This is a genomic window from Desulfofarcimen acetoxidans DSM 771, assembly GCF_000024205.1.
GTDB classification, from domain to species: Bacteria; Bacillota; Desulfotomaculia; order Desulfotomaculales; family Desulfofarciminaceae; genus Desulfofarcimen; species Desulfofarcimen acetoxidans.
In genome coordinates this window covers 1,545,414-1,560,539 of sequence record NC_013216.1, presented here as the reverse complement: position 1 = coordinate 1,560,539, position 15,126 = coordinate 1,545,414, and the positions used below count along the sequence as shown (strand labels likewise).

Sequence of the window (15,126 nt, the reverse complement as noted above, 5' to 3'; positions counted from 1 at the left end):
CACGGTTCGGTTATTCACCGCCGCCCGCGGAATGGCTCTGCGGCCTTGCGAAAGACGCCGGTCTGGAGGGGCGTCTGGGCGCTTCCGGCTCGTCCTGCTCACGGTTTTCAATGTAATCCCTGACGGGAGCGGGAACGTGCTTTTCGTAGAGCTTCTGCATGAAATCCTCCAGCTCGGTCTGAAGCTCCGCTTCCTTTTTGCCCATATACTGGCGGAGGGCGCCGAGCTTTTCGGCGTCATAGCTGATCTGAACGGTTGCTTTCTTCATAGAAAATCTCTCCTTTACAGTAAAATATTAGAACTTACATACTCATGGTCATGCCCTGGTTTTCTTCCTCGACGGGATCTTCAGCCCCGTTCTGAGCCTCTGGAGCGGAGGGCGTTTCAGGCACAGTCTGTTCTCGCTGACGGCGGGAAGGACGAGGCGGGCGCTCTCTTAGAGCGGGTGTCTGACCCTCTCCCGAAGCGGAAGCCTGCTGTGATTCTACCGTCTGCTCCTGATTCTGTTCCGGCTCAATTCGGCTCTCAACATACTCACGGACGTTCTGAGGCACAAACCTTTCGTAGGTTTTGTCGAGGTAATCCTGCAGTTCCTTTTCCACGGTCTGCTGCTTCTTGTCCATGAAAAAACGGAGGGCATCCAGCCGCTCCGAGGGGAAAGGGACCTTTAATTCGGTTGTACTCATTTGCGTTTTCCTCCTTATAAATTCATTTGCATGGCAGGCGGCTCCTGCTCATTTTTCTGCTCCGGCATCTGGCTTTTGTCGAGATTGGGGCAGTAGTCCAGGTAAAACACCATGTCGAAGCCGTCCTCCATCGGCTCGATCTCCGCCATCTCCTGCCTCGTTTCAAGGATATTCAGGAGCATGGAGCCGATGCCGTTGTCGGGTGAAACAGGAACATGATACCGCTCCTGTATCTCGTCAAAGTAAACCGACCGCGTCCCATTGGAGGTGCTTTGCGTACTTTCGCGGATGATCTGATCGGCCAGCTGGTTCAGGCGCACGCTCACAAATTCACGCGCCCCCGGCATGAAGCTGGAGTATCTGGCGTAGCTGTATCCCTCCGCTTCAATCAGAACGCCGTCCTAACAGCCTTCTCCCAGCACCAACAGGCAGTGAGCCATGCCGTTTTCGTCCTTGCGCATGACCTCGGTATTTTCGGCAATGAAGGACATATCCCGGAGGGGAGCTGACTTGAAATACTTATACTCGGCTTCGGGAAGCTCGACGATTTTTTCGATTACGCAGTCCCATACGGGATAATCTGTTGCCTTCCGTTCAAAAATTGCTTGCAGATTAAGCATGATATTCACTCTCCTGTGTTGTAGTTGATATAGGGAATTTCGAGCCACGCCGACCATGAGCGGTCGGCGAGATTCGTTTTAACGACGCCATATTTTGTTCCCATGGCTTCGATGACCTTCCCATTTCCGACGTAGATCCCAATGTGTCCCGACTTCCAGACAGCCAGACCGGGGGTGTCGGGCATGGTATCCATGGAGCCGGAAACCGACGCGTTGTTATGCATGGTATCGGCTCCGATATCGGGCATGCCGTTGGTTCCATACTCGATTTTCAAGCTTTCAGGATCGAGCCAGCCGTAACCTTTTATCAAACCGACACAGTCCGTTGTCCTGCCGCCAAGCCAGTTATTTCGGATAAAATCCTCGTAGCTGCCGACACCGTCAGGGTATTGCTCCAGCTTATAGCTGAACAGCGAATCCGTGAGGATGTCGCCGTATGTACCCCATACATAACCCCATCCGGCTTCAAAGGCTTGCTCGGCATAGGTGACCAGATCCAGGTTGTTCTTGGTCGACGGATCTATAAACGCGGAGATATCCAGCACGGTATTTCCGGTACCGCCGCGCTCAATCTCGCCGGTGAACAGCCCCGCGCCGCCGAACGCGATCCGCTCATAGATTTTCTGAGCGTTGGCCTTGACCTCGGCGGTCACCGCCAAGCCCTGCCGGGAGAGCTTGGTATAGGCGGTATTCAAGCTAACCGGAACAGCGACTGTATACGTCACCTCCGCGCCATCGACCGTCCGCTTTCTTTCCTCATAGGAGATGAAGCAATCCACAAAGGCGCGAGCCTCGGTCGATGCCAGGGTCAGATTTTCAGCGCCGAAATTCAGAGAATAAAAAAGGGACTTGACGCGGATGTTGTCCAGCGGACCGCCTTCCATCTGGGCTTCCACATCCGATATAGCTCCATCCAGAACAGTAAAGCAATCAGTCATGTTGCTGATGTGCGAGGCGTATTCGGCAGGCATTGCCGCAGGAATGCCGCCACCGTTAAAGGCTAGGTCGATGGCGGCTTTGTTGTGGTCGGAGCCTGCCGAGAGAATGCTTGCGATCATCACGACAACGAGAATGATGGGAGTCAGGATGGCGGCGATGACCACGCCGATTGCTTTCCACATTCGTTTGTCGGTGGCGAGCGCGACGGCGGATTTGACTGCCATAGCAATGGTTGCGGGATCTGCCATAGGGAATCACCGCCATTTCGGGCTGAACAGCGTGCCCTGTTCCGGCTCCTGTTCCTCCTGCTCCCGCGCCAGACTGATGGATCTTTCTACTGCACGGTCCAGTATCTCGGTGTCGAAGCCTGCGGTTTTATATCCCTCCGCGATGACGTTCAGGTAGTAATCCGAAGGAGAACCGAAGGGATGCCTGTCATCCATGATGTAGAGCATGCCGAGAACCGGCTTGCCTTTCAGCTCCAATTCGAGGATTTCCTTGCGGTAAAGATGGGGATACCCCTCATAACGGTCAAGGGCCTGCAGGTCCCGATCCTTCAGCGTCCATAAAAGAACAGGGACGTTGGAGCCTTTGAGCGGTTCCACGGTTGCGACGGCGCTTGTCCGTCCGCCTCGGAACCGCAGCTCGTAATCCATGATCTCGCTGGCGCCCACCACCTGTGCGGTGGGGCAGCGCATCGCCATCTGAGGCAGGTTAAGATTGCTGCCATAGGCGATGTAGAGCATCTTGTTTTTCATTTTGTATCATTCCTCCTTGCTACATTGACATAGAAAAACCGGGGCTTTGTTCATCAGCCCCGGTCTGTCCCTGTTCATTTTCGATTGTCTGCTCCCGCTGTTCCGCTGTCGCTTGAGCTGCTTCCGCCAGCTCTTTTTCTTTTTTCTGCCGTAACCGTTCCTTTTGCTGGAGGGCCTGTGCCGGGTCTTTCCACGCGATACAGCCATCCAGATGCTCCAGCAGATGAAGCCGGGCGGTCTTGAATTCGTCCCCGATAAGCCCCAGCCGCAGGAGCCAGGTGCGGAAGGTATATTTCTCGTTGGTGCTTCTGGTTTTCTGGCGGCTGGCGCACCGCTGATTCAGAGCCTGCGCGGAAATGGCGAGGCAGAGTTGGATGTACGCCTTTATTTTTCCGGCGTGAGTGGTAGAGTTAAATAGCCGGAATTCGATAGTCCCTTTCTGGAACACGCTGTGAAGGTTCAGGCAGTGATAGCGGCTGTCATGATAATGCTCATAGCGGCCGTCGCTGCCGTTGTACCAGATGCGGCTGACCGCGTCCAGCGTCCGTGGCTTTTTGCGATTCAGTTCTTCGAGAAAGCTCTGCTCAACCTTCTTGCAATACTGCCGCTCTCTCGCCACCTCCACCTGCATGGCCTTGTAGATCAGATCCTCCTTGGAGGCCATGATGTTGGTGATGTTTCGCAGGGTATTGGCATCAAAGGGAGAAGCGTCTACATGAACATGGATGCCGCACTTGTTATTCACAATCGCTCCGGCGCCGCGGAGCTTTCTCACCAGCTCCTGTATGGTTTCAATATCTTCGTAGCGGCAGATGGGAGTGACCATCTCGGTTTTATATTCATCAGAGGCTTCCGTTATGGTTCTTCCGACCTTCTGCTGGGGAGTGATGCTGCTGTCGTAGGTAAAGCTCCACTTGCGGTTTTGTCCGTCCAGCGCGGAATATGTTTTGTAAAAGCTGCCGTCATAATAGGAAGCCGTACCGAAGTGAGAAGCCGCTATTTCGGACGCTTTTTGCCTTGTTATGCCTGTCATTTCAATTTCCACTCCGAAGCGCTGCTCTTTCATGTTCGTGATTAATCACCACCCTCCTGTTTTTTCTTGAAAGATTTGTTGCACTGTGATATGGTATCTGTGCTATATTCGTTTTGGAAAGACCGACCTCTTGGTCCTTGGTACGACCACCAGCCAAACCCAGCTAAAGGGATTAAGGAGGGATGCGTTATGAGCATAAAACGTCTGATTAAAAAAATGGGATTTACAGGCATAACACTGAACATTGGATTTATTGGGCTTAACTTTGCTGGGGGTCTTGCCAAAGTGAATAATAGTGAAAGCCTTGCTGTTTGATATTACAGCAAGGCTTTTTTATCGTCCGCCTGCCTTTCCGAAGAGCGCCGCCTTATGTTCGGGAACCTGAACAACGAGGTTGTACCGCTCATTTCCGCACTTATACAGGCACACGCCCCGCTGGGGATAGCGGATCAAATTGTATTCCGATTCCTCCAGCTGCAGGGAATCCATGTAAAAATGCTTGTCGATGTTGCCGGCGTTGAACAAAAATGCGTGAGCAGGTATTGAGAACAGCGGCTTGGTATACTCCCTGATGCCCTCCAGATTGAAGTCCTCCAGATTCTGCGAAGAGAGGATCACGGCGCTGTCCTTTTTCCTAACACGTTTCGTGAAGTTGCGGACATACTCCACGGCGGTCAGGTTGGAGAGGAACAGATAAAACTCGTCGATGCTGGCGACGGTATTTCCGGTGGTGAGAAGCTCGTTGCTCATGTATGAAAGCACGTTGAACAACAGGGCATTTCTCAGGTTCTTGCTGGCCTGCAGAAGCCCTTTGACTCCGAAGGTCACGAACTCGCTGTTTTTAATATTGGTGTGCCCGTTAAAGAATTTTGACTCCGCACCCTTGCACAAGGAGTGGAGTCCGAGGCAGATTTCCCGCAGGGTGTCCGCTGTATAGAGCTGGCGGCGGCTTTCATCAAAGGATTTGTATTCTTCCTCAATCAGCTCGTACAAGTCGGAGAGGATGGGGTAATCATCTGGCTTCAGCTGGTCAAAATTGCTGTGGTCGGTGATGCCCCATTTGTCGTAGAGCTTGCAAAGCATGATCTCGATGGTGTCGATCTGGCGGTCATCAAAATCCTTGTAAGTCCTGAAAAAGTCCTTGAGAAAGCTAATATGCTGACTGAGCTTGCTAGTCTGGCGGAACGCCTGGGGTGCTTCGGCGTCCTTTGGATCGCCGGTTTCGTCCCAGGTCTTTGGCTCCAGAACATTGATGATATACTCGCCGGTCATCAAGTCAATGAAACAGCCGCCCAGGTTGTTGGTGAGATCCTCAAATTCCATTTCGGGGTCAAGACAGATTATTCTCATGCCCGATTCTCTTAGATTGCAGAGGATGATCTTCAACAAAAAGCTCTTGCCCTGGCCGCTGTTGCCGAGAATGAGGATGTTGGCGTTGGTTTTGTCGTCAGCCCTCCTGTTGAAATCCACAAGGATATTGCTGCCAAATTTGTCCCTGCCGAGGCAAAAGCCGTTGGGGTCCGTCTTGCCAGAGTAATTAAACGGATAAAGGTTGGCGACCGAGCTCGCGGGCAGCACCCGTTCAAACTGGTCACCGAACACGTTCCAGCCGGAGGGCATGACCGAGACAAAGCCCTGCTGCTGGCGGAGGAGGAGCCTGTCCACATTGAGCTTGCTTCGCACCAGCTCGGTCAGCAACTCGGTTTGCAAGAGCTTCAGCTGGTCGGGATCGTGAGCGGACAGCTCAATGTAAACAGCCGCGTGTAGGAGCGGTTCTTTGCTCCGGTGCATCTGCGCGACGATGGTTGCCACGTCCTGCAAATTGCTTTCCGCCGTGACGGTCTGCTGTAAATCCTGGGTGCTGCTCCGCTGCATCCGGTTCTTATTTGCGGCGTTGCTGATGATTTTCCGTTCCTCCACGGGGGACACATGCCGGGTGTAGATGTGCAAGGTTACGCCATCCTTTTCTCCGAGGTGACGCAGGATGGCCTGTTCCTCGGTGGCGGTCGGGTACTCCCGCAATGCCCATACCGAGCGGTAGGTGTTGCCGCAAATAAAATAGTCCGTGAAAAATTTAATCACGGACGGAGCGATCATATCGAGGAATTCCTGTATACGAACATCATCTATATGTGGTGCTCGTGTCTTGCCTTGATGTGCCATGGGGTTCACTTCCTTTTCATATATTTCATTCGTTCAGAACGATCCAGCGTTCTCCATCTGAGTCCTCAAAGCGCTCCGTCGTGACGTTTTGCTCGAAGTAGATCGCCAGCACGCGCTTGACATCCTCCCGCTCCGCCCGCTTAGAGGAGAAGCCTTGCTCCCGCAGTGTCTTTTCGATCCTGTTCAGATACGGAAACACCTCGGACTCCTTTTCGCCCTTCAGCCGGATGATCACGAGGAATTCTCTGGCCGTCGCCATCTGTACCTGTATCTGGTCGAGGTGATGGAGGTCATGCTCCAAAAGCCTCCTGACGGCGGGATTGTTCTCCTGCTCCATGCGCTTTTTCAAAAACTGCTTGTTGTCCTCGAAGTTTTCGCGGCTGTCCAGGCACAGGAATTCCAGCTCCGCCATCCCCTTGAGGACGGTCATCAATGAGTAAATCCTTGCCGATACGCTTTCCTCGGACAGGACGGAGATGTTGGTCGGCTTGATGAGAAAATATACAAGCTCGTCGCCTCTGTATGTCAGGAGGCTGTAATCTGTGACGCTCCTGGTGTTGATGAGCTGGCGGGTGTACTGCTTCTGCTTTGCCGCCCCTTTTTCTTTTCTGCTCATTGCTTTTCGTACCCCCATTCGTAGGTCTGCTGCTTCGTTATAAAGAAAGCGCAGGCGTATTTAATAAAGTCCAGAATGCTTGTATCCTCAAAGCGGATAGTCAGGAAGGCATATAAAGCCGTGATGACGACGGGCGGCAGGAACTTAAGCTGCGCCAGCGCAAACACAGAAAGCAAAAGACCAACGCCGATTACGCCGATATCTCTGAGCTGCCACAGCCACAGCACTGCCTTGGATTTCAAGTTGTCGGGGTAGATGTACATTCGGATTCCTCCTGTTCCTCATAGAATTTTCGCATAAAAAAAGCGACTCCCCGGAGAACATTCTCCACACAGGGAATCGCCACACTGTTGCCGAGGGCTTTATACCTCGCGCTGTCCGAGGCGCCGGGGATGTCCGTCCAGTAGTCGGGAAATCCCTGGAGCCTTTCACATTCCAGCGGTGTCAGCCTGCGGATCAGCTTTCCGATGCGGACTGGATGCACGTTATTCAGAGAGTATCCTCCGTCTGTCTTGGACTGGAGTGTTCCGCTTAAATCGCCGTTTTCAATACCGTTCCGGCAGTCAAGGCCGGCGATATCCATCTCACATACGAGGTCGGTCGAGTCCTTAAACTGCCGGGCACTCTGCGTACTGACCACATTGTTTGAAACGTATTCGTCGCTTCGTTGCTGGGAGAAAACGCAATGCCGGTCGGCGGTATTCAGCGTGTAGCTGATGTCCGGCTGGAAACCCATGCCGTTGCCGCCGTTGTGGTCTTGCCGGTCTACGATGTTTCCGGCGATGCAATAGGTTTCCGTTTCTTGTGAAATGAGCGGCACATTGTTGCCTCCCGTTCCATAACGGGCGGACATTGTCGGTGCCACTGCGTGGGGACCGGTATACCTGGAGTCAATGCCGTGGTTTTCAAACAGAACCGGCTGGTTGTTTCCGCTGGTTCCCGCCGCTGACGTAATGGTCGGACATAAATCCTCACAGATTTCAGCGCCGCCTTGCTGGCTGCCCAGTACGATTGGCGGATGGCCGTCCATCTGAGCGCGGAGCGTTGCCGATATATTCTCCGTCACGTCCATGCGGTTGCCACCCTGATCATTCAAGCACAGGATGGACGGCACCATATTTGTTCCGCTTTCACCTGCCTTAAGCGTGGGCGCGACCTCCCGCTGATATCCGATGCCACCCGCTGTCGGAGCGGCTCCGGCACAGAATCCCGCCGTCATTACGCAAGGATAACCCTGCCCGGCCTGCCCTCCGCCTGATGTCAGTGAGGTGTGCTGTTCAGGTGTGACGAAGCAATCTCCGTTACCTTTTGTTACGACGCCTGCCGCAAACAGCAGCCCGACAGGATCTCTGCCGCCTCCGCCGTCCGCGCCGGCCAGCGTCGGAGCGACGCTTTCTTCTGAAAATATCCGCTCCTGCTGGGTATCCCATGGGGTCAGGCAGTTGTCAGCCTCCGCTTCGTTTGGCGGCTGGGCGATGAAGGTCTGCTGCTTCATACCCGGCTGGGCCTGTATCGCACCAGCCACGTTGTTTAGGTTCCGCACCTCATCCCGCTGGTTACAGGCAAAAGCAACGGATCTGCTATCCGTCATTCCATCGGCCGGATTCCCGCCTGGATCTCCAGCGCTTGCTTCAGAACAGTCGGAAGCTCCTTGCCGCGCTTCTTCGCACGGCGCAGAATCCCCAAACAGGCGGTCTTGCTTAAATAGTATTTGTGGTGCGGTGTGGCCTCCAAAATCCGCGACAAGGTAGATTCTTTTGCGCCTTTGTGGGACGGACCAGTATTGAGCGTCATATACCCGCCAAGCAAGTGAGAATTGATTTCCCAATATGGCCCCAGCAGACTTCCATACCCCTCCCGGAGGTCGAGGTACAGAAACGGTACTGTCAGCAATTCGGCAGGTTTCCTCAAGCACCGCGCGGAAGTCCTCTCCGTCCGCTGAACTGAAAGCTCCTTGGACATTTTCCCAGGCCATATATCTGGGTCTAAGTCGAACAGGGTCAGCTGTCCGTTTTCTTCTTGCGTCATGCTCTCTCAGCTCCTTTATGACGCGAATCTGCTCCATGAACAGGCCGGAACGCTCGCCCTGAAGTCCGGCGCGTTTTCCCGCGACCGATAAATCCTGACATGGCGAACCCCCACAGACCACGTCCACGGGAGCAAGCTCAGCTCCTTTCAGTTTTGTAATGTCGCCGACATGGAGCATTTCCGGAAACCGTATTTTTGTGACTTCAATCGGGAACGGCTCGATTTCGCTGGCCCATACAGAGGCGAAGCCCTGCCGGACGCCTGCCAGCGGAAATCCGCCAATCCCGTCAAACAGGCTTCCGAGGGACAGCGATATGGTCACAAATTGAGCTTCATGCAGGGGGAAGGCGTATCCTCCGGCATGACCGTTCTTTCTTCGGGATCGTTGTGTTTTATGCGGCAGCTTCCTTGTATTTGTTCTTCTGTTATGCGTCTGATCGGTATGCCGAGCCGCTCGGCTTCCGCGATTTCACAGCTCATGCCGTGGCTGATACGCGAGCCGCATATCCACAGCTCATCGCTGGAAGCCAGCACCCGTAGCCCCATCCAGATGCCGATCTCCCGCTGGGCGGGTACGGCATCATTCAGTATTTGCGGGTATAGCAGGTGGACGGCAACAGGCGCGCAGTCCTGCTCCGCGGCATATCGGCAGGCAGCTTTGGCGAACCGGGTGTTGCTTTCGATATCCCCGGCGTATGGCGAACAGATATATACCAGCTTCATTTTGCGGCCACCGCCTTCACCACAGTTCTCGTCATGTTGACGGCGGTCTGTGCCGTATAAACCGCGCTCATCAGATTGCCTTTGGTGCTGGTGTCCAGCCCGAAGGCTCCGGCAATTCTCGGCACCTCTCCGGCGGCCAGCATCAGCCCAAGTCCAAGCAGGGCATGTTCCTTGACCACCATTAGCCCCGCGATGAGGATGGTGGACTGCAGGAAGGCTGTAAGACACAGTCCGATAATCTGCTTGCTCCAGCTGGCAAAGCCGTCAAGATAGCCGCGGGGGACGGAGAACATATACAGGCTGCCGACCGCGATCTGGATGAGCAGGATGCCGCCTCTTTTCAGGTTGGCGAAGAACACCTTGATCACGGCATAGCCCATGAGGATGACGATAAAAAGCATCATAATGGGGCTGGTGACGGAGCCAAAGCCGAAAACGCTTCCCGCGCTTTCAAGATTTCCGGCCGCGCTCAGTTCACTGATGATATTGCTTGCGATGGTGTCGATGCCGCTTCCGAAGCCAGTGATTCCAGCCGTGAGACTGCTCTGCAGAGATATTGACAGCTTATACAGCTCCACGGGCACGACGGAGAACAGGCTGACAGCCATAAAACCTTTAATGGCATTCATGGCCGCGTCCTTGATGCTGCCTCTGCCGTTCTGGTACTCGATGCCGCACTCGAAGGCCGAGACTACCAGTCCTGTGCCGTAGAGCGCCCAAGCCAGATAAACAAAAAACAGGACGATGGACTGTACCCAGGTCATATCGAACAGGTCGGCTCCCATGTTGTTCATCTCAGTGAAAAAATTGCCGAGGAAGCCGATCACCTGACCATAGAACCAGTCAACAATCTGCCCCAGCACGGTGTCGGCGACAAAATCCCATATAAACACGGGCTGTCACCTCCTTTCGAATAAAAAAAGAGGGAGCTTGCTTTTACACAAGCTCCTGAAAAATGTTGCTCACATGCCCCGCATCGTTTGTCCGGGCTGCTCCATCTCCAGCTTCGGCTCACGGTAAACGTCAAGGTAATCGTTGATCGCTGCGGATATCTGGTTATAGTCCGCTTTTGTCGGCTGATAAACATACCATTCGGTTCTGTCCCCATACCTCCATATGTACGGGGTGACGCCTTCCCTGAAGTTCGGGTTGCTGACCGTTTTCCTGCCAAGCAGGTCGGAAAAGCGCAGCGTGACGGTGTCCACTGGTCCGTCGATCCGGTTGATGACGGTTGCCTTGATCGCCTCGTAATGATCCGCCGTACCCATCGTGACGAATTCGACTCTCACGCGAAGGCTGTCGGTGAGCTTCCCGAAGAAAGCCCTACCGACAAACTTTTTATCAGAGATAGCCGGGTCCTTTCCGAACAACTTGAGAAGCTCCTGTTCAAAGTAATTCATCTTTCACGCCTCCTACATCCCAAGGATCTGCCAGATATACAGCGGCGCGGTCAGGGTGAATACCAGGCAAGCGAACAGAATCGCCGGCGCCGCCCACTCAAACTGCCCGTGCTTTCGGTAGTCGAAGTAAGCCGTTCCGAGCTTGGCGAAGAAAAAGACCGCCAGAATCAGGTCGATTGCGGGGAATACCACATTGTTGACCACGGTCTTGATCTGGCCGGAGGCGTCGTTCCAGGTGTTTTCGATTGCTCCAGCCACATCTCCCGAGGGCGCGGCATAGGCGGTCGTGCATAGCGCAAAGCCCAGCAGCAGCACCACGAGGAAAACAGGCAGGATTCGTTTCAGTTTCATGAGGATAACCACCTTTCTTTTCTTAATTTTTTCATAAAAAAAGACCGCAAAGCTCTTGCCCTGCGGTCGTATTTCTTTTTCTGCCGGTTACGGTTTCACTGGCGCAATGTGCCAGTCATCCCAAAGGCTGCCCCGGATGGTCACCGAGTCGGTGAGGTTCATGGAAAGCATACCGACCGGAGTCCAGCAGTCGATGAGCCAGGTATACGGTGTATAGCTCCCATCGGGGAACCATATGGGGGTGAAATGCGTCCGGCGCTTGTAGGTTGAGTATTTGTTGGACTTAAACTCGAATTTGGAGCTGTATCCGGACTGCGTGCGCTCCAGCTGCCGCCAATACGTTTCGTACCTCCATTCGGGGAAATATGTGACGGCTGTCTGCGCATCGGTAACTGCCGAGGATTGGTTGGTGCTGACATTGGCGGTGACAGACTGATTGATGCCGTATCCGCTTTTCAAAGTGTTTCCGGATGCGGTCGGGGCTTTGGCGTCCGGTACAACATTCATGGAGGATGAAAGGCTGGCGTTATATGAAAGCCAGTCGAACTCCCACCAGCCCTCGTCCTCCCAATAGCCGCTATCTTCACCTGTAGAAATCCATACCCAATGGGCATGCCACCATGGACGCCATACGCCCCAGGAGGCAGAGGTTTTCTGTGCCTTGTTGGGTATCGGGGCCAACGTGTAGGAATTATTCCGGTCATCGGCCACCGGATTGGGCGGTTCGTTTCCGGAGAGATCCACGATCCTCGCTGTAATGGTCCCCTGACTTGCGGAGCCTCCGCCCGATACTGACACATGAATGGTCATGGTCTGCGGGGTGGACGGTGTCCTCCAGCGCACCCATACCAGTTGGCTGTCGCCTGCCGGGTAGTATATGCTGCCGACATTATATGTCTGGCCTCCAATTGTGAAGCGGACCGCGACAGGACGGTCGGGATCTGCCTGGCCTCCGCGAACAGTTACCGATGTGACAACCTCCGTATCAATCCTGTACTCGTAGTCAGCCGCCGTTACCTCCGGAGGCTCCGGCTCCGCTTCGTTGAAACGCACAATACCGAGGCCGAGGGATGAGAGAATGTCTGTGTTCGACGCGGCCGTGGTCGTTGAGCCGCCCCATGCCGGGTAGCCGAGATCAGGCGTTTCAAGAAACATTGCCAAGGGCAGATTCTTATGGCTGAGTGAGACCATCTTGCTCCGCAGGCCGCCGTTCAGCTGTTGGTCGTAGAGTGCGGCTTCGGTCGCGGTCATCGCCATTTTCACACCCTGAAAAGTCATGTAGGCGATTGGTTCCAGCAGGAGCTTATATTCGCCGTTGGTTAAAATGTCGTAGTTCATGCCTGTAATCTGAGCAACCGTCATGACCATATACTCTGAGCAGAAGTATTGTTTTATCTGATCGATACTGGCCTGTCCGCTGCTTGTACTTATTATTCTCGGCATAGCAATATCCGGCTTTTCACAAACATACGTTGTCGTAACAGGAGACAAGCTTCTGCCCACTGTATATGATATTTTTGATACCTTTCCAAAATGTACGGCTATTGATGGCATCCTGTTCGAGAAATCAACAGGTACGGTAACAGGTGATCTGTCGCTGGCACGAATCACTGTGACTCTTACGCCCTCATCACCGCCATTCCAGTAATTTTCATTGGTCCCGCTGCCCATTCCGCCGCCGCCGTTGTCTATGTTGCCCTCACCATCGGTGGCAAGGGCTGTAACAGGCAAAAGCATGGAGATCAGCAGAACAAACACAAGAATAATGTTGAGACGTCTTTTCATACAATACCTCCATGAACAGCAAAAAAGCACCGATTGCTCGGTGCTTTCTGCTCTATATGAGTTGTTTTTTAATCCATATTTCCGACTTGCTTGTTAATATCACCGTCAGAGCCAACGTCGTTTTGCTGTACTCCGCCGCCGTTATCTTCAATCCAGCCGAAGCCGGGGACATAGATTTTCCCGTCCTTCTTATCGCCGGATTTTGGCGCGTCAGCTGATGCGGGATTCGCCGGCTTTTTATCTTCGCCCACTTCCTGACCGTCCGGTGTTTTGGACGAATCGGTCAGAACTTCTTTTGGTGGTTCGGTGGGCCTGGCGACTTCCGCCTGTATGCTCTGCTCGGTTCCGGTAGAATCTCCGGTGTCCGCGGGCGGCGCGGAAGCCTTATCCTGATCGATGGGCGGCAGGTTTACCACCGGAGCCGGTGTCGGCTCCGTGACCGGGGTATTGGGATTTACTTCGTCAGATACCGTGCCTGAAGGCTGGACGGATACTTCCTTGGGGGCCTCCGGCGTAAACCGCGAGGCTACAGCTATGACAAGAACGACACACACCATGCCGAGTCCGGCGATGGTCAGGCGTTTTTTTGCTTTGTCTGTCAGTTTCATTTAAAATACCTCCTTTGAAAAAAGTCGATGTATCTTTTCAATGACACACCATACTACAAAAATTTCCGGAAGTCTATCGCCAATCCGCAAACAGCTAAAATATCGGCATATATTTGGCCTGCACCCTGAGATTTATCGTCATGGGCGGCAGGCTATTTCCTCCAAAGGACACCGGAACCTCCAGTTTTATGGCTGCGTCGGCCAGTAAGCCCTTTGAGTTATCGGGATTTGCAGGGGCTAGGGGCATGTTGTCAAGGTCGACAGAGAGTCCGGACACCCGAAACTCAATGCCATCACCGGAATACTTCACATGATAGCCGTTTTCCTGCCGGAGTCCCATCAGCTGGTCCAATCTACCATATATATCGCCATAATCCAGATTTTCTTGAAAGTCCGCGGCGCTGGGCTGATACGCACCGCTGTAGCCTTCCCGCACACCATGATACACGTTGCCGTAGTTGTCGTTTATTGTAGAAATAACAGCGGACTGCACGGCGTCCCGAACGCCCTGGGCGATGATCATCAGCCGTATGGACTCGGAGACGCCGCAGAATACAATCACGAGCGCGAGGGTAATGGCAACCACAAGCGGAAAGGACGAGCCTCTTTTGTTTTTCAGTATATCACAAATTTTGCCAAAAATCATTTCCAATACACCTCGCTCTTGCCGCTGGCCTCGGCTTTCAGGGTGACAGGGAAGCTCCCGAAGCCGCCGAATATACCGAGGTCGGTCTGGACGATGACGGTCACAGTGAATTCCTCGTTGAGCTGGAGCCTTCCGGTTTTCGACCATGAGACATTCGGTGAAAGCCCTGTTTTTTCCGTGAGAACCTGTGCCCGCAGGGTGGTTTCGCTGCCGACGCGCCCGGCTATCTCCGCCTCACGACAAAGCTCTGTGGCGTAGGTGTCCAGCTTGTTTTTTGTAACGAACACAGGAAGGACGCTCACGGCAAGGGCGATGACCAGCATCACGCACAGAACCAGCACCGCCACGTCAATATATCCCTCGCCGCGCTTGCTTTTGAGTAGCTTCAGCACATCCGCACCCCCTGTTCGGGCGGGAGGCAGGCTTCGTCCAGCTCGTAGTCCAACTCGGCGTCCTGCTTGTCGGCAATCGACCAGAGCGCGTGATCCATATCCTCGTCATGCACCATCTTCGATCCGTTTTCTTCGATCCATTTATCCCTCGCTACCTCCAGCGGGTTTTTGAAGCGGAGCAGGTATTCCAGATGTTCCGCATCATACCCGCCGTTTTTCAGTTCCTCATACACCAGCTTGGTAGCGGCGATTTCCTCCGCTTTTTCGATGAGCTGAAGCGGCTCCAGCTTTATCCACTCCTTCATGAAGGAGATATAGTTCGCTTCGAGCTTTTCCGAAAGCTCCATATTAATATCTTTTTTCTCCATTTCGCGTTCA

21 protein-coding genes and 1 pseudogene are annotated in these 15,126 nt (G+C 53.7%); 1 reads left to right on the top strand and 21 read right to left on the bottom strand.

Annotated elements, in window-relative coordinates; genetic code table 11:
- Nucleotides 1-10: 10 nt before the first annotated feature.
- From DTOX_RS07360 to DTOX_RS07335, 8 genes and pseudogenes are all read right to left on the bottom strand, one after another.
- The gene (locus DTOX_RS07360) at nt 11-268 is read right to left on the bottom strand and encodes a DUF6103 family protein (protein ID WP_015757087.1); all 258 of its coding nucleotides are present in this window, start codon (nt 266-268) and stop codon (nt 11-13) included.
- Nucleotides 269-302: 34 nt separating this feature from the next.
- Nucleotides 303-686: a DUF6103 family protein gene (locus DTOX_RS07355; protein WP_015757086.1), complete on the bottom strand. Its 384-nt coding sequence runs from the start codon at nt 684-686 to the stop codon at nt 303-305.
- A 14-nt stretch (nt 687-700) separates the two neighbouring features.
- The gene (locus DTOX_RS24180; RefSeq protein ID WP_242652565.1) at nt 701-1,012 is read right to left on the bottom strand and encodes a hypothetical protein; all 312 of its coding nucleotides are present in this window, start codon (nt 1,010-1,012) and stop codon (nt 701-703) included.
- 9 nt (nt 1,013-1,021) lie between these two features.
- Nucleotides 1,022-1,078, bottom strand: a pseudogene (locus DTOX_RS25105) (DUF6329 domain-containing protein); the annotation flags it as partial.
- A 9-nt stretch (nt 1,079-1,087) separates the two neighbouring features.
- On the bottom strand, nt 1,088-1,306 hold the full coding sequence (locus DTOX_RS24175) for a hypothetical protein (protein ID WP_015757084.1): 219 nt from the start codon (nt 1,304-1,306) through the stop codon (nt 1,088-1,090).
- Nucleotides 1,307-1,311: 5 nt separating this feature from the next.
- The gene (locus tag DTOX_RS07345; protein ID WP_015757083.1) at nt 1,312-2,493 is read right to left on the bottom strand and encodes a hypothetical protein; all 1,182 of its coding nucleotides are present in this window, start codon (nt 2,491-2,493) and stop codon (nt 1,312-1,314) included.
- A gap of 6 nt (nt 2,494-2,499) precedes the next feature.
- Nucleotides 2,500-3,003, bottom strand: a complete 504-nt coding sequence (locus tag DTOX_RS07340) for a gamma-glutamylcyclotransferase family protein (RefSeq protein WP_015757082.1) — start codon at nt 3,001-3,003, stop codon at nt 2,500-2,502.
- Between the two features lie 19 nt (nt 3,004-3,022).
- Nucleotides 3,023-4,069 carry an amidoligase family protein gene (locus DTOX_RS07335; protein ID WP_015757081.1) on the bottom strand — a complete coding sequence of 349 codons (1,047 nt, stop codon included), beginning with the start codon at nt 4,067-4,069 and terminating at the stop codon, nt 3,023-3,025.
- Between the two features lie 156 nt (nt 4,070-4,225).
- On the opposite strand from DTOX_RS07335, the gene DTOX_RS24765 reads away from it, so the two are divergent.
- The gene (locus tag DTOX_RS24765; RefSeq protein ID WP_015757080.1) at nt 4,226-4,351 is read left to right on the top strand and encodes a hypothetical protein; all 126 of its coding nucleotides are present in this window, start codon (nt 4,226-4,228) and stop codon (nt 4,349-4,351) included.
- Between the two features lie 18 nt (nt 4,352-4,369).
- Here DTOX_RS24765 and DTOX_RS07330 read toward each other — a convergent pair whose 3' ends face one another.
- The 13 genes from DTOX_RS07330 to DTOX_RS07270 all read right to left on the bottom strand — a co-directional run bounded on the left by DTOX_RS07330 (nt 4,370) and on the right by DTOX_RS07270 (nt 15,116).
- Nucleotides 4,370-6,199, bottom strand: a complete 1,830-nt coding sequence (locus DTOX_RS07330; RefSeq protein ID WP_015757079.1) for a VirB4 family type IV secretion system protein — start codon at nt 6,197-6,199, stop codon at nt 4,370-4,372.
- Nucleotides 6,200-6,224: 25 nt separating this feature from the next.
- On the bottom strand, nt 6,225-6,815 hold the full coding sequence (locus tag DTOX_RS07325) for a hypothetical protein (protein WP_015757078.1): 591 nt from the start codon (nt 6,813-6,815) through the stop codon (nt 6,225-6,227).
- Nucleotides 6,812-7,078 carry a hypothetical protein gene (locus tag DTOX_RS07320; protein WP_015757077.1) on the bottom strand — a complete coding sequence of 89 codons (267 nt, stop codon included), beginning with the start codon at nt 7,076-7,078 and terminating at the stop codon, nt 6,812-6,814. The genes DTOX_RS07325 and DTOX_RS07320 overlap by 4 nt, the downstream gene beginning before the upstream one ends.
- Nucleotides 7,054-9,165: a DNA cytosine methyltransferase gene (locus DTOX_RS07315; protein WP_015757076.1), complete on the bottom strand. Its 2,112-nt coding sequence runs from the start codon at nt 9,163-9,165 to the stop codon at nt 7,054-7,056. Before DTOX_RS07315 ends, DTOX_RS07320 begins: the two co-directional genes overlap by 25 nt.
- Nucleotides 9,162-9,566 carry a DUF7768 domain-containing protein gene (locus tag DTOX_RS07310; RefSeq protein WP_015757075.1) on the bottom strand — a complete coding sequence of 135 codons (405 nt, stop codon included), beginning with the start codon at nt 9,564-9,566 and terminating at the stop codon, nt 9,162-9,164. The genes DTOX_RS07315 and DTOX_RS07310 overlap by 4 nt, the downstream gene beginning before the upstream one ends.
- The gene (locus DTOX_RS07305; RefSeq protein WP_015757074.1) at nt 9,563-10,459 is read right to left on the bottom strand and encodes a conjugal transfer protein TrbL family protein; all 897 of its coding nucleotides are present in this window, start codon (nt 10,457-10,459) and stop codon (nt 9,563-9,565) included. Before DTOX_RS07305 ends, DTOX_RS07310 begins: the two co-directional genes overlap by 4 nt.
- A gap of 69 nt (nt 10,460-10,528) precedes the next feature.
- Nucleotides 10,529-10,966 (bottom strand): hypothetical protein, encoded by a 438-nt coding sequence (locus tag DTOX_RS07300; protein WP_015757073.1) that lies wholly within the window; start codon nt 10,964-10,966, stop codon nt 10,529-10,531.
- A 12-nt stretch (nt 10,967-10,978) separates the two neighbouring features.
- Nucleotides 10,979-11,317: a DUF3852 domain-containing protein gene (locus DTOX_RS07295; protein ID WP_015757072.1), complete on the bottom strand. Its 339-nt coding sequence runs from the start codon at nt 11,315-11,317 to the stop codon at nt 10,979-10,981.
- An 87-nt stretch (nt 11,318-11,404) separates the two neighbouring features.
- A complete protein-coding gene (locus tag DTOX_RS07290) occupies nt 11,405-13,102 on the bottom strand; it encodes a DUF8193 domain-containing protein (protein ID WP_015757071.1) in 1,698 nt (565 codons plus the stop codon).
- A gap of 68 nt (nt 13,103-13,170) precedes the next feature.
- Nucleotides 13,171-13,710, bottom strand: a complete 540-nt coding sequence (locus tag DTOX_RS07285) for a DUF6550 family protein (RefSeq protein WP_015757070.1) — start codon at nt 13,708-13,710, stop codon at nt 13,171-13,173.
- 94 nt (nt 13,711-13,804) lie between these two features.
- Nucleotides 13,805-14,356 carry a hypothetical protein gene (locus DTOX_RS07280; RefSeq protein ID WP_015757069.1) on the bottom strand — a complete coding sequence of 184 codons (552 nt, stop codon included), beginning with the start codon at nt 14,354-14,356 and terminating at the stop codon, nt 13,805-13,807.
- Nucleotides 14,353-14,748 (bottom strand): DUF4320 family protein, encoded by a 396-nt coding sequence (locus tag DTOX_RS07275; protein WP_015757068.1) that lies wholly within the window; start codon nt 14,746-14,748, stop codon nt 14,353-14,355. The genes DTOX_RS07280 and DTOX_RS07275 overlap by 4 nt, the downstream gene beginning before the upstream one ends.
- Entirely contained in the window at nt 14,742-15,116 is a 375-nt protein-coding gene (locus DTOX_RS07270) for a hypothetical protein (RefSeq protein WP_015757067.1), read from the bottom strand. The genes DTOX_RS07275 and DTOX_RS07270 overlap by 7 nt, the downstream gene beginning before the upstream one ends.
- Between the last annotated feature and the right edge of the window lie 10 nt (nt 15,117-15,126).